Origin of the sequence: Paenibacillus alginolyticus DSM 5050 = NBRC 15375 (genome assembly GCF_000422905.1) — a bacterium.
Classification (GTDB): Bacteria; Bacillota; Bacilli; order Paenibacillales; family NBRC-103111; genus Paenibacillus_E; species Paenibacillus_E alginolyticus.
The window spans coordinates 88,873-104,298 of record NZ_AUGY01000008.1; the positions used below are offsets into that span (position 1 = coordinate 88,873).

At 41.8% G+C, this 15,426-nt stretch carries 9 protein-coding genes; 6 read left to right on the forward strand and 3 right to left on the reverse strand.

The window, feature by feature from the left end:
• Window positions 1–38: 38 nt before the first annotated feature.
• Window positions 39–548 (reverse strand): thioredoxin family protein, encoded by a 510-nt coding sequence (locus G519_RS0103335; RefSeq protein ID WP_029193477.1) that lies wholly within the window; start codon window positions 546–548, stop codon window positions 39–41.
• Window positions 549–761: 213 nt separating this feature from the next.
• Here G519_RS0103335 and G519_RS0103340 point away from each other — a divergent pair, with 213 nt between their 5' ends.
• Window positions 762–2,264: an RsmB/NOP family class I SAM-dependent RNA methyltransferase gene (locus G519_RS0103340; protein WP_029193478.1), complete on the forward strand. Its 1,503-nt coding sequence runs from the start codon at window positions 762–764 to the stop codon at window positions 2,262–2,264.
• A 6-nt stretch (window positions 2,265–2,270) separates the two neighbouring features.
• Window positions 2,271–3,011 (forward strand): pseudouridine synthase, encoded by a 741-nt coding sequence (locus G519_RS0103345; protein ID WP_029193479.1) that lies wholly within the window; start codon window positions 2,271–2,273, stop codon window positions 3,009–3,011.
• 72 nt (window positions 3,012–3,083) lie between these two features.
• On the opposite strand, the gene G519_RS0103350 is transcribed toward G519_RS0103345, so the two are convergent.
• Window positions 3,084–3,680, reverse strand: a complete 597-nt coding sequence (locus G519_RS0103350; protein WP_029193480.1) for a hypothetical protein — start codon at window positions 3,678–3,680, stop codon at window positions 3,084–3,086.
• Between the two features lie 137 nt (window positions 3,681–3,817).
• Window positions 3,818–4,264, reverse strand: coding sequence for a flavodoxin (locus tag G519_RS0103355; RefSeq protein WP_029193481.1), 447 nt, complete (start codon window positions 4,262–4,264; stop codon window positions 3,818–3,820).
• 427 nt (window positions 4,265–4,691) lie between these two features.
• Here G519_RS0103355 and G519_RS52865 point away from each other — a divergent pair, with 427 nt between their 5' ends.
• From G519_RS52865 to G519_RS0103375, 4 genes are all read left to right on the forward strand, one after another.
• The gene (locus G519_RS52865; protein ID WP_051253032.1) at window positions 4,692–5,765 is read left to right on the forward strand and encodes an S-layer homology domain-containing protein; all 1,074 of its coding nucleotides are present in this window, start codon (window positions 4,692–4,694) and stop codon (window positions 5,763–5,765) included.
• An 11-nt stretch (window positions 5,766–5,776) separates the two neighbouring features.
• Entirely contained in the window at window positions 5,777–12,748 is a 6,972-nt protein-coding gene (locus tag G519_RS0103365) for a PKD domain-containing protein (RefSeq protein ID WP_029193482.1), read from the forward strand.
• 115 nt (window positions 12,749–12,863) lie between these two features.
• Window positions 12,864–13,661, forward strand: a complete 798-nt coding sequence (locus G519_RS0103370; protein ID WP_029193483.1) for a Cof-type HAD-IIB family hydrolase — start codon at window positions 12,864–12,866, stop codon at window positions 13,659–13,661.
• 121 nt (window positions 13,662–13,782) lie between these two features.
• The gene (locus tag G519_RS0103375) at window positions 13,783–15,420 is read left to right on the forward strand and encodes a hypothetical protein (protein ID WP_029193484.1); all 1,638 of its coding nucleotides are present in this window, start codon (window positions 13,783–13,785) and stop codon (window positions 15,418–15,420) included.
• The last annotated feature ends 6 nt before the right edge of the window (window positions 15,421–15,426 follow it).

The following is a 15,426-nucleotide window of genomic DNA, read 5'->3' on the forward strand; positions in this document are numbered from 1 at the left end:
CAAAAAGCAGCGGAATCTCCGCTGCTTTTGTCGTAGGATTAACCTTTATACTTTTGGAAAAATGCTTTGAATGTCTCAGGTGTGTTACCGCCAGTTGCGCCTGCTTCTGGAACACCGCCAACAATTCGTTCGACTTCTACACCATTTTTGTAGTAGACGAGTGTAGGTGTGGATTCGATTTTATATTTCTGCCAGCCATCCTTGAATTCTTCCAAGTTGAACTGTTTGACGTCAATACCTAGCTCTTTTTCTATGGGAACAAGAACTGGGGTTGTTAATTTACAATGTGGGCAGGTCGAAGCGTAATAATATTGGAAAAATGTTTCTTTATTCTTCAGTCTTTGATCCAAATCCTTCGGTAGAATGAGGTTTTGATAGTTCGGATCAGTTAATTGTTTCACTGTTTCCGGATTTAATTTGGAAGCGGCAACGCCATAGGGATTGCCAGCATTCGCTTTGTCCGAAGTTTTGGTAGACTGCTGATTAACGAAATATAAGCCTCCAAATAAAACAAGAACAATGCCAAGATAAATAAGCAGCTTCTTCATGAATGCACCTCTTTATAATGTTTACTTTCTACTATCTTCTTTAAAAAGTATAGCATATCCTGTTGATATTTTGAAAATAATTGGCTGTTTGGTGACAAGTCAGCTATAATACCGATAGGTTATTGGATGAAAGTGAAATGAAGACTGAAAATGAAGACAAGAGATTGAAAAGATAAAATACCAAAGATAAAAGATGAAAGAGAAGATGTCCGGATGACAAAGCAGCTGCCAGCCCTTTTTAGAGAAAAAATGATTGATTTATTGGGTGAAAATGAATTTGAGCAATTTCTGGAATCGTATGACCAAGCGAGAACGTTTGGTTTAAGGGTGAACACGGTGAAGGTGGAAAAGGCGGATTTTTTGGCGAAAAGTCCGTTTGCGCTGAGCGCAGTGCCTTGGGCATCCGAGGGGTTCTATTATGAAGAAGGTGAACGTCCTGGCAAGCATCCCTATTATCATGCAGGACTTTACTATATTCAAGAGCCAAGCGCGATGGCGCCAGTTGAATTGCTGCAAGTACGCCCAGGGGAGCGTGTACTCGATTTATGTGCAGCACCTGGCGGGAAATCAACGCAAATAGCCGCTAAGCTTCAAGGCGAAGGGGTGCTTGTTGTTAATGACATTCATTCTGATCGTGTGAAGGCACTAGTGAAAAACCTTGAGCTTTTGGGAGTTAGGAACGCTATCGTATTGAATGAGAAACCGGAGCGGATGTTAAAGGTCTTCCAAGGCTATTTTGATAAAATATTAATTGATGCGCCTTGTTCGGGTGAAGGAATGTTCCGCAAAGAAGAAGAGATGATGCAGCAATGGGAGCGTCATTCGGTGCAGGAATTTGCCAGTATGCAGAGAGAGTTGCTTGGTCAGGCTGCACAAATGCTAGCGCCCGGCGGAATGATTGTCTATTCGACTTGTACGTTTTCACCGGAGGAGAATGAAGCACAGATCGCGGAGTTTTTGGACAAGCATCCGGCTTTTGATGTGGTTCCGGTAGAGGGTTTTGGCTCTGGTAGGCCGGATTGGCTGCGGGCGCCTTGGTGTGAGGAGGAATTTTCGGACCGCGCTCGGGAGGCTGTGGCTGGGACGGCAAGGCTTTGGCCTCATCGCCTGCGGGGCGAGGGGCATTATGTTGCGGTTTTGCGGCGGGATTCGAGTGTGGATGCTAGTGCGGAGGGAGTTGATGCCGAGTTTGTTTCGGCATCGGGGAAGCGCAGCGGCCGTGAGGCACTGCGGAAAGGTCGCGCGGAGACGTCGACTCGCGCGGCAGTGAGCTTGGAGCCGCTGGAGGCGTTCTCGGTCGAGCTGCTGCGCAGCGAGCCCTTCGCCCCTGCGCGGCTCGTGTGTTACGGCGAGCACGCGTATGCGTCGCCGGCCGGTTTGCCCGAGCTGCACGGACTGAAAGTCGTGCGGCCGGGCTGGTACATCGGCGCGCTGCACCGCGGCCGATTCGAACCGTCCCATGCGCTAGCCATGGGACTGCGCATGCTCGAAGCCAAGCGAGCGCTGAGCTTGGCTTCGAGCGACGAGCGAGCCCTTCGGTACCTGAAGGGCGAGACGCTCGAAGTCGCGGAGAGCGAGATTATCCGCGACCCGGAAGTGACCAAGGCAGCCAAAGGCTACTGCCTGGTCTGCATTGAAGAGCATCCCGTCGGCTGGGGCAAATGGCACGATGGGATGCTGAAGAACGAATACCCGCCCGGCTGGAGGTGGACCTAAGCGGTCATGAAACAAACACAAAGGCTCGATAAAATACTCGCCCATGTGGGCATCGGCACACGTTCTGAACTCAAACGCCTCGCCAAAGAAGGCGTGATTTTCGTCAACGGTGTGAAAGTCAAAGACAGCGGTATGCAGGTGAACCCCGATACCGATATTATCACTGTAAACGGTGAACCTGTGCTATACCGTGAGTTCGTTTACCTCATGATGAATAAACCGCAGGGGGTCGTTTCTGCCACAGAAGACAATCGCGACCGCACGGTTGTGGATCTTTTGGATAAGGCATATGCGCCATTCGAGGTTTTCCCTGTTGGACGCCTGGACAAGGATACAGAAGGCTTCCTTTTGCTAACGAACGATGGGAAATTGGCCCATAATCTTCTTTCACCACGCAAACATGTACCCAAAACCTACTTCGCGAAAGTGGAGTGGGAGGTAAGTGAATCGGACCGCGAAGCGTTCTCCCAAGGTGTTACCTTGGACGATGGTTATGAAACACTTCCGGGTATTTTGAAAATTTTGAAGACCGGCAAAGAGTCTGAAAATGAGCTCTCGGAAATCGAGCTAACGATCATGGAGGGCAAATTCCATCAAGTGAAACGGATGTTTCAAGCCGTCGGCAAAAAAGTCGTCTACCTGAAACGAATCTCGATGGGGCCACTTGAGCTAGATCCAAGTTTAGCATTGGGTCAAGTGAGAGAGTTGAGTAAAGATGAACTCTTTGCTTTGCAGAATGCCACTTAAAGTCAAAACCGAGTAACACGCACAGTCACCGTTTGTACGAAACGGATTGTGCGTTTTTTATTTTAAATCTTGCTAAAGCTCTTCCCATTTTTTTAAGATGGATGCAATAATCTCCTTTTTGGTTTCCTCAGCAAGTCCGTTCCTTAGCTCTGTGATAAATTCAATAAAAAGCAAAGACAAAAGCTCATTCAGGTCCATATCCAATGGGATCTCATATTTACAATCCCAATCATCGAAAAATACAGTTATTCGGTTGACGTCTCTAGGATGGATGTCCACGTTAAGGGTCAAATAATCTCTTACACCGGTCATACTAGACACGTTAGACAAACTCCATTGAAACTTAGCAACTCTATTCATATCTCGCAGATTGTTACCGAAGACGTCGGTATTCATGTTTAAAAAATGACTAAAGGTTTCTCTCAAATCCAACAGGTAATCGTACAAATCTTTGCCTTGGCGTACGTGATCAAGAAAATTTTCAAATAATAATTTTACGAGAAATGTTATATTCATACCAAGCAGTTCTTCATTAGTGGTGTATTGGATATCTTCAATGAAAACTTCTGCTCGGTTAAAAAAATCGCGAGGTGCACGGACTTTAACGGTTTTATAAAAATCGGGCGTTTCCCTGTTAAATAAACTCGTCCAAGATTTTAAAGTTAGCATACAAGCGGTCCTCCTTTTCTTCTCTATTACTACTTATTCTAAATCTAGCACACATATGACAAGAGCCTGTGATCTGCCGTTTCAAATAAGAAACAAGCAGGCTCACAGGCCCAATATAGTTGGCAATTTAAAATGGATTATACGCCTAATGATTGCACGAACTGTTTGCCGAAATTTCGGCAGAGTGCTTTGTCATCTTTTGAAGGAGACAGTTCAATCTTTAAACCTTCCAGAGTTACTTCCGCTCCCAATTCTTTCAGCTTCTTCACTAATGTATCAACGGCAGCCCCATATTCAGAATAGGAAGAATCACATGATCCGAAAACCGCCGCCTTTTTCCCATCTAACAGAATGCTGTCCATCTCATCGTAAAAGTCGAGGAAGTCGTCTGCTAAATCTCCGTCTCCCCATGTGTAACTGCCAAGTATGATACCGTCATAGTGGGTAATCTCCTTAGCGTTCGTGTCGACTACATTCTTCACAACAGGCTCAATGCCTGCTTCTTTCAATCCTTCTGCAATCGCATCAGCCATCTCTTCCGTATTACCTGTCATGCTTGCAAACACGATAATGATTCTACTCAACCTAATTCCCCCTAATGGTTATGATTTCATATGCTGGCTTACGAAGTTCTCCGGTTTGTAAATCATATAATGTTGATAGTTCTTGTAATAGTCCCACTATAAACACACTCCTATCTTATCAAAATTATATTGATAATGATTTTCATTTTCACTTACTACTAATATGAATGATAACGATTCTCATTTAAAATGTCAATGTATCTGGAACAATTTTCACAAAATACTTTAAGTTCAAGGAGGGGAAACGAAGCGGAATCGCAACATTTTTAAAATTAGAGATTTACAAAACTACTAGTTTATGGTATTTTCAAACAAGAAGAATATGGAATGCGAGCGGAAGAACCGCCCATGTGTCGCTGTGTGCTAGGCGATTGCTGGGCGGTTTTTTATATTTTGCGATACTTCCGATAAGGAGAAGTTACGTTTAATGAGTGACCAATTGAAAGAGGGGATTTTTATGAGAAAAAGATTTTCAATTATTTTATGTTCGGTACTATGCACTGTATCCATTGGGTATGATGCGATTAACTCTTCAGCACAAAGCCCTATCAAGTTCGTTGACACATCTCAGCATTGGGCGGAACAGGCTATTCAAACCGCAGTGGAAAAGAAATACGTCGATGGCTATGAAGATGGAAGTTTTAAACCGGATTTACCGATTAGCCGTGCAGAGTTTATCAAAATGTTATCTTCTGCAGCAGGTGAAAAAGTAGAAAAGGTGGAGGGAAATGATTGGTTCGTTCCTTATGTTAAAAGGCTGAAGGAGTTAAATGTTATTCCAGTGGAATTTCCAGAGAGATATAATGAGCCGCTTCAACGTTTTGAAATGGCTATGTTAAGCGCTCGGAGTGTGGATACAACTTTGAAGGGGACAATGCTTGACGCTGTGAAAATAGGCTTGATTCATGGTGTTAGCACTACTGATTTAGCGCCTTATGGGACAAGCACTCGAGCACAGGCGATTACGATTATTGAGCGTATCTTGTCGGTTAAAAGGGGTGAGAAATTACCGGTAGATAAGTATGCTGCAAGTGCTGCTGAGATTGCTGAGACTGGTAGTAATGTGGGTACAATGCTTGGTTTGAAGGCAAAGGAGATGGGAACCACATGGAAATATGCTGATGGCGTTACGGTTAAGTTGAATAAACTTATCGTTGCCGACCCTGCTGATCCGGATGATCCTTACATGAAGCTAATTGACATGCGCACTTGGGGTAAGTCCACCAGCAAAACAGACAACAAGGTAATCTTCGCAAACTTCACTGTAGTAGCTACCGATGCTGGAATCGGGGCGCCTGATATTCTTCCGGTGCAAGTCTTGACACAACTAGACACATCAGACTTCTTGCTCCTTTCTGAACAAGAATTAAGTGGGTGGATGAAGTTCGACAAGGCACAAACTCATGAAGGTTATGTAGCTTACGCATTACCTAATAAGATTGCTAATGATATTATAGTTTTTGATATTTTAGGGAAAGAAACTATATTAGCAGGTAAATAGGGGGTAAGCACTTGCGTAAATTTTTACATCGAGCAATGCTGTTCTTGCTTTTAATGGAGCTTTTATTGCCATTTATTAATCCAGAGGGAGCATCTGCTGCATCTTCAATAAAGTTATATTATAATTTCGAGCTAGGTTACTATACAACGTCACCAGTTGCATCACAGTATTCATCATCTCAAACTAAAACATTTACTAAGGATATTAGCTCTCTAGTTGACGGTACAATAACTGGAGTCACTTTGAGTAATCAAGGGGGCTCTGGCGGTACTGCATCATTCACAGATACCTCAGTGACTATAACAAGTTTGAGCGGGGGCAATACAACAGTATACGGTAAATCGGTTACTAAACCAATGCATCAAATTTATAGACAACCAAATAGTAAAATATGGGAACACAAAGGAAGCAAAACTGTTCCTGCTGAATTTGATGGAGCTGGTGGTAGCCCATCTCCTTACCCTGGAAATATACCATTATATGGTAGATTAAGGTATTTAACTACTTCTTTCAATTACAGTGATGTTAACTCATTTGGACCAGATTTGAGATACTCCTATGACTCTCCCTTGTACTATAAGGACGGGCAAACAGCAATTAATGGTCACGTAGCCAGTGGGGACCTAGTAAAAGATTATCCAAAGGAAGGCGCAGCGGTAACAACAGCATATGAGGTTGAACGCGCACAAAAATGGTTTTTAGTTGAAACCTCTGCAAATTTATCAGGTACAGGCGCAGACATTACTGATCCCGACAAGTTAGAACAAAGCTCCATAGAAATTTATAGTGCTGAGAAACCCAATGATGATTACGGAGCAGTTCCCCTTTCTGTTGGTAAGGGGACTAATGCTGGTCAAGGTATGATCAGGACTATGATGATGCTTGATGGTGAAGTTCCTTCAGATCAGATACGAGAGCGTTTGGATTCTGATGGATCAGGTGGATTATCTCGTGATTATACAATGTTCGCCATCGGACTTTGGAAAGGCACTACATACAAATACCAAATGTCCATAGACGTTACTTACACCCCACCTATAAAAGCAGATCTAGCCTACATCTCAATTGACGCCGGAGCCTGTGTGCCACAAAACACAAGCGTAAATATTACAATTAAATTCAAAAATATCGGCGTAGCAATTCCAAGTGGTGATTCCTTCAGTGTGACTCTAGCTGCGGATGGCACGGTTTTCAAGACATTCATTTACTCCTCAGGTTTAGGTGCAGGTCAGATGATAACCGAATCTGTACCCTATACATTCAGTAGTATGAAGAGCATCACCATGAATCTAGATTCCAATGATGACATCCCCGAAGCAAGTTCTAGCAATAATGTTCTAAGTCAATTCATCACACCCCAAGCTAGCTGTACACCAAACGGTGGAAACTTTAGCGGAACTACCTCAGCAGATAAACCCTCAATTCCGTGGAAAGATTCCAACCTTATTAAAGCAGACTGGACGATTCCCTCTGGCTGTACGCCTGTTCAAGGGAGGTTCATTTTATCCCAAACTACGGGTGCATATATTCAATACGGTTGGAGTTCTCTAAATAGCACTTCTGTGAGTGACATGTCTATTTTTGCTTATGGGATGATGGGTTTTACGGGTTATCCAGGCAATATTACAAGCGGAGAAGTGGTTATTGAATACAAGCTTGAGGATAGTTGCGGAGGAACTTCCTATTTCTATGAAGGTAAGTTTACAGTTGGCCCAAAACCGCCAAATAGACCACCTCAATTTGAGATTGGATGGTTTGCTGATGCGGATTACTATAGCAGGACACCTATATCCGATTCCATTGTTGGTGATAAATTAAATGTGAGGTTGTTGCCAGAAATTGCTCCTAACCACTACGATCCTGACGATGATATTGTTACTTTCGAGTGGTTGTTCCCAAGCAGCTCAAGTAATTGGATTAAGAGCTTCCCTTCTATGGGTTATCTAAAGGGTGAGGATAAGCTTACGTGGCTAACAGCATCAACAGCTGGAGACCATACAATTACTGCAAGAATGTGTGACGATAAGGGAGCTTGTACACAAAAAGATGCAACAATATCTATCATGCGCCCTGAGCCTTTACCCTGCATTAACGTACCCAATCGCGTTGTGCAAAACCGTCCACTTGCAGCCAATGCGATTAATGGAGCTTGCAGTAAGCCAGCCAAAAACAGAACGATAACGGAGTATTTCTGGACCAATAATCTCCCCATCTATCCGAATGTTGGTATTGAGACTGTAACCTTAGAAGTAAAGGACAATTACGGGGTACGCAGCTTGCCAGAAAACAAAGCAATTAAAAACATAAATGTTGTGGAGGATAAACCTCCTGTAGCTGTTATCAATTTACCTATCTTTGCCGTTAGAGGAAATGTTCTATTTAGGGATTTATCTTACAGTCCCGATGGGGATGTAATCGTAGAAACGTCTATTACATATGTGTACGATAGCAATGACGATGGAATTTTCAACGATCATATGCCTTTAAATATACCGATATCTGTTGGTAGCTCGGCTATTCTTACAGCTCTTAAGGTTGGTAAGTATAAATTAACGGTAAAAACAAAGGAGGATTGGGGTTTAACGAATACCAGAAGCTATGTGGTTGATATCAAAAATGATTCCCCCGAAGTTTCATTCTCTGTTACAAGCGCGAATCCAGAACCTCCTTTATTTCATACAACCTCGGAAAATGAAATGTTAATGGCATATGGAGATCAATGGCAAGGCTCTTCTTTAACAAATCCTAATTTGAATAAAGTGAGAGATATTGGATTTACATATAACACTGCCACCAATGGTTTAACATCTCATTATGGTAAACAACCATTTAATGGACCTGCGACCGGATTAACGATTACTCCAGAACAGTACCAAAAAACAACTTATAGCGCTTGGCATACCTTCCCCATTCCTCAGTTATTTAACACACAATTTTTGGGCAATAGATATGGAGTTGGTTCTGTTGGTTCCATTCCATTTTTTGATGGGTCGAACACTAGGATAGATGGAGGGTTGGGAAATACGTACGATTCTGTTCAACAAAAGTATATCCCTATTAAGCCTACACCTGATAATCCAGGAAAGTTTCTAGCATATGACGCTAAAGGCGGAGCTTATTCGGTAGATTTCAAATCCGGTTATTATAATGATAATGATTATAGTGAGACATGGACTATTTATCGTAAAACGGCAGATGGCACAATATCTTGGAAACGTTCTGGTCAGTACATCTATGACGGCTGTTCTGGCGACTGTTCGTCCAGTGAAAGTGGAACAAGATCACCTCATGCTAACCTGAAACTAAACAATGACGGAACTAAGGTTTCGCTTGGAGGTAACTACTCATGGCAATGTTGGTGTGTAGTGACTACATGGCTTGACGTAGAGACTGGTTTAGAAGTGCCTGCGAATACGGTAACTCCTGCACCTACTCTAACGGGTATCTATGAGGACTCAGAAGTATTTCTGTATCGAGAACAACCAATGAATCTAACTACGGATACATATAGTTCTGGGAGTTCGGGTTCTAGCAGTAACCGAGCAGGCACGGTTAGTGAATATTTTGTTTCTTATAATAAACAAACAGGTGCTACTAAGAAGATAGAAATATTCAAAGATATCTACTTCAATAATCGTTCCAGGACTACAGATGGCAGCGTAATTCGAGGTGATGGTTCAGATAGCGATAGTTCAACTGTAATTGATGTGAACTATTCTGTTTCGGCTGATGGTTATGTCTATATTGTTGACGGTATGAACAAAATCGTAGTTGCTGATAAGTTCGCAAATCAACTCGCTTCATATACAACAAAAGGAATTAGACCAACTAATACCTTCACTCACGAGCAAACTCTTCAAGAGAGGTTTAGATATACAGTATCTTCGGCAGGATTAAGTGCAGATGGAGAGTTTCAAGTCGTTCTTCAAGAAGAGCATTATAAATTGAGAAGATGGAACTTCCAATGGACGTCTTGTGGTTCTTGTAGTGTCGGCAGCTATGTTTCTCACTATGATGAAGATGATAGTCAATCTGAACGTAAATTTTACTATTTTAAGATAAAAGGTGGAACCACTAGTCCTTCTAGTTACGCTTTAGCGGAAATTGGTCAAACCATGAAGAAGGATACGAGTATTGCAGACGCTGATTACGTGTTCGATTTCTTACAATCTAGTGTGAATACGAATGTGAATGCTCCTTCGGGTTTAATCTTCAGAGCAACTAATAACAATACGATGTATCGATTAGAGTTTACAACGAACAAAATAAGCTTATCGAAGCTCGATGGTGGTATACGTACCGAGTTACGGTCTACTCCAGTCTGGTTATCTACGACATCTTTTAACAACATAAAGGTTAGTGTTAGAGGTGGAAAAATAAAAGTGCGGATGGGTACAGTTCCTATAATGGAAGTAACCGATCTTGCGCTTACTGAAGGTACTTATGGGTTTTTCATAGGCGGGTATGGTTCTCATTTCCGTAACTTCTATGTTAAAGTGCCGATTGTAGATAACAACAAAATTAGCGATACCGGCATTGCGGGAGAAGAACTGACTTACTCTACGGAGTTTGTGGATCCTGAAAGTGATGATCATTTGATTAGTAAGGATAAGTGGAAGTACGAGCATACGAACTCTACGAAATTTTTAGATTCGGGGGATGGTAAAAGTGGACTTTCAGCTTACAATAATCAAACATTTAATGGAGATCCGATAAAAATACTAGATAAGGTAGGGGTTTATAAAATAACCTTTATTGGTGCAGATGATCCTACGCCTGCTGGCTATAAATATCCGAACCCTGCCTTTGCAGAGTACCTCTCTGAATCTGATCCTTACTCTAGAAATGTATTGATTCATCGTAGACCTATAGGGGTTTTGAATGTAAATCAAGATATTTATTATAACGTAACTTATGATGATCAGAGCTATGACCCGGACCGTTGGTTAAACGACTGGACTTACTCTACGGAACCAACTGGCATTGATTATCCGGCTTCGCGAGGAATTATTGAACGCAGATACGAGTACATAAAACCAGATGGTACAACCGTAAATGGAAAATTAACGAGAGTAAAAGAAATGGGTGCTTATACGTTTAGGGTAGCTGTTAAAGATGAATACGGTGCGTGGTCTGATTGGGCAGAGGCTATATTGTGGCTAGACGCACCACCTGCGAATCATGCGCCTTTCGTTGATATCACGAGCCATACGAGTACGGATATGAATAATCCGTCTGGATCAGCAGGGAATAATCCTTTATTTACTTGGAATGCGGTAGATTACGATGCGGATAGCCGAATTGTACGCTCAGAAATTGATGTGCAACAATACTATTATAATTATTATAATAATCCGCAATGGCAATGGTTTAGTATGAATAACCCTAATCTTGCAAAAGTCTCTAATGTACTCAGTGATGGTCATACAGTTTCATTAAGCTATAACTATCCAATGACTGTATACTCCAATCTAACTTACAGAGTTAGAATTAGGGTACAGGATGAACAAGGAGAATGGTCTGGATGGTCGGAAAGGTATTTTGCATTAGGATTCCCTCCCACGGCTACTTTGACTTTCCCCAACGGAACCCAAGCCAATCCTACACCTATTTCTGACGGAGTTTTGAAACCTTCTTGGAATCAGAATGATCCAGATGTTCCTACGGAGTATCGTAGTTTCCAATACCGTATTCTAGATGCTAATGGAACTCAAGTTCAGTATAACCAATATGGGTACGTGTACGATGCTCAAAGATATGGTAGTTTTGCGCACTTTTGCAGCTATGATAGCGAAAATAGCTCTTGGAACAACTGTGAATATTACACAATTTCCAATACTTGGAATACTCATCCTACAGAGTGGTTTGGTCTTTCGTTAATCCAAGGTCAAAACGGCCCCTTCCAAGTTCAAGTTAGAGTACATGATGGAAGATACTGGTCGGCGTGGTCTAATTCCGGTTGGTTTACGACGAATAGACCTCCAGTAGCCAACATGACGATTCCAAGTGGGACGCAAGCTGCGCCTACCATTTTCTCCGAGCTGCGCCCTACTTTTGAGTGGAGCCAAACCGATCCTGATCCGGGAACAACTTTCACTTATTTCCAAATGCAAATTACCAATGAGGCTAACAATGTATTGTTGCTGGATTCAGGGCAGTTCTACCAAGGGACGGTTTCTAACGTGGGGAGTTGGATGGTTAATCAGGAACTTCCAGCTGGTCAAAAACTCCGCGTCAGAGTGAGAGTATTTGATGGGGTTACATGGTCCGATTATTCAGCACAAACATGGTTGTATATCAATCGAGCACCTGTAGCCGAATTTGACTGGACTCCAAAGCCGGTTTGGGAGGGAGACGTTGTGACAAGCATGAATGCCTCTTTCGATCCGGATGGTGATGTTCTAACCTATGCGTGGAAATTAGAACAGCCAAACGGCGTTACTTCCACTTTTTCCACTAAGGATATTTCGCATCGCTTCCTAGTTCCTGGTATGTATAAGGTGTCGTTAACCGTATCAGATGGACGTCTTTCTAATACCGTAGTTAAAATGATTTCGGCGATGCCCTTGACGATTCATTCGGATGTCACTTATACAGACAACTGGCTGATTTTGCATGAAAAGAGCGGTCATCAAACGGTATCGGCACCTAAGGACTTTTACTCTGGGGAAATTTTCATAGTTTCTAGCAAAAGTTCACCTGCTCCTGTAGACGAAGTGACAGCTTGGATCGATACGACAGGGTTAAATGGGCATGCACTTTATGTGTCTGAGCGTTTAGTTGCAGCAGGAGGGGATGCGACCTCTTTTAGCGGAGAACTATTTGATGCGAAATTCCAGTCATTTGTGGAGGGCTTGCCTAAAGGACTGCAAACCATTCATTTTCAAATTCGTTACCGCAACGGTATTGTGAAAACGGAGGACATTTCTGTCCAAATCATTGGCAATGTCAATAAATCAGTTGGAGTTCATAGGGTTCAATAATTGGAGGCAGTTATCTTCGGATAGCTGTCTTTTTTATGTAAATTCGATGAATCCCATGTCTTCCTATGGTACAATAGGTCGATAAAAAGGCGAAGCATAGGGGAGAGAGAAAATCTTGAGATATCGATTAATTGCACTTGATGTAGACGGAACTCTTTTAAATGATGAGCATGAATTATCAGAACGCACGATTGAAACGATTCAGGAGGTACATGATCAAGGGTGTCATATTGTGCTATGCACCGGAAGAGCCCCAGCAAGCACGCTGCCAATTTTACAACAGCTTGGGCTTGAAGGAACGATGATTACGCATAATGGCGCGGCAACAGTTCACGCGGATGAACGGGGTCAGACGTTGATCAATGAGTTTGCTTTTACACTTCCTGAAATTGAGCCTATGTTGGATTATGTACGGAGAGAAGGCATTCATTTCGATGTATGCACCTCTTTTAACATGTATATTGAACGGATTAGTGAGTACGAAAAACAGATGTATCAAAAGTATCTGATTAGCCCCAAACTTGTGACTAATGTATCAGAGCTTGGGCTGCCATTAGTGAAATTTACACTTTTTAGCCAAACTGAGCTGGACCGCGTTCAAAAGGAATGGGAAGAACAGAAGCTGTACGGTCAAATGAGGATGATTCGCAGTGGCGACCTCTTCATTGATGTGATGAGTGCAAAGGCCAATAAAGGCAACGCCTTGAAAGCTTTGGCTGCTTCATTAGAGATTGATTCTAGTGAGATCATGGCTATCGGCAACTACTATAATGATCTGGAAATGATGGAATTTGCAGGACTCGGAATCGCTGTGGAGAATTCGCCAGATGGTGTGAAAGAAGCAGCGGATGCGGTAACTTCCTCTAATAATGACGAGGGTGTACGTGAAGCTATCTTGAAATACTGTTTATAATCTAAAATTTCGAAAAAATCCTCGGTTTTTGAGGATTTTTGTCGTTTTAGGAGGTTCTTCCAAATTATGACGTATGGTAGAATGAGAGAAAGAAAATTGATAACGGTGGTGTAGAGGGAAGATGGAGAAGAAACGATTGACCGAGAAAAAACGATATACAAAGAAAGAAAAGGTAATTGCAACAGTAGTGTCTACTGCCATTGCGACTATTCCCTTTTTTATTGGGATGCCGACTTATGAGGTTGCTGCTAATGGTTCAGAAGCCCCAACACAAACACCAATACCCACACAAACCCCGATACCAGTCCATGTACAAGATTTAGTGATACCGCAAAATGGAAGTTCCAGCATCATTAATCTAAGAACTCTTTATAACTTATCTAAGTATTCAACTTTTTCAGTTACAAATGGTACAAATCCTTCTGCTTCGATTGAGACCAATTTTTTAGAAAAAGGGTTCTTGAAAGTAAAAGGAGGAGTAGAAACAGGAAAGGCTAGTTTCACGGTTACAATCGAAGATGATGGAGTCATGTCCCAAGATTTGATTAACGTAGCCGTTGTTCCTGCGGAATCTACTGGAAAAATAAATATTGGCAATTTAGTAACTTATATGACTGGTCATTCAGAGGATTTCACAACTGCAGCTCACATAAAACAATTGTTAACTGGCATTTCCCCGAGTGTCTTAGATGAAAACTCCGTAGAAGGTGCGACTAATCTTCTAATAAAGCCATTTTCAAACTTTACGCTGAATAAAAATTCGGAGTTTTCCATTAATAGCGTTATTGATGTGTATGAATATTTTAAACAGCGTCATGTAGAGGATAGATTGACCTTTTATGTATTTTCTTCGAATCCGAACATTGTAGATATTTATAATGATGGAGGCTGGTATGTACGTACATCTACTCTAGCGGGTGATGCAGATATAACGGTAGTGGCCGTTAACGATTCTGGGGATATGGGCTATGATACGTTTCGTGCAACCGTATTAGCTGAAAATCAACCACCGGTTATCGGTAAGAGCGTTTATAATAAATACCATATTTCTCCTGGTGGATTTTATGTACTAGATTTGAATCAATATTTCACTGATTCTTTGGGGGAACATTTAAATTTTGAAGTGATTGGGACATCAGTATCTGCGATTTCAGGATCAAAGCTATATTTAAGTTCAGGAATGACCGATATTGTTGGCGTAAAAGCAACTGATACGGCTAATCACGTGGTTTCACAACAATTTACAGTAATTGGCTCTACTTATAATCCATTTAGTGTGCATGAGCTTTTTGTAGGCAGCACTTTGGAGTTAAATCTTACAAACGCTTTTGAAACAACGGCACCTTTAAATTATTCCTTCGATTTCGTTGATGGAGTTGATAATAACACTGTTACGGTATCGAAAGAAGTTTACAATTCTCAGAACTATCTTAAGCTTTCTAACATAGTGAACTATCCTTCTTCATCATCCAATCTTAAAATAAATGCGGTTAATCCTACTACAAATGAAGTTTTTATAAACGATTTGTTTATGTACCAAACATTCTTTGGAGGCAGTTTTGATATCGAATCCATATTCCCTAAAGAGAATGGGAAGGAGCAATACATTCAAGTATTCTCCAGTAACCCCGATATGCCTATAATGAAAGATGGAACTTACTACTATATTAACAGTTCAGGAACTACAACGATAACTGTTGATGTTGATCATGGCAAGAAAATTTTAACAATTCCTTACACCAGACCAATGATTCCTTAAAAAGCA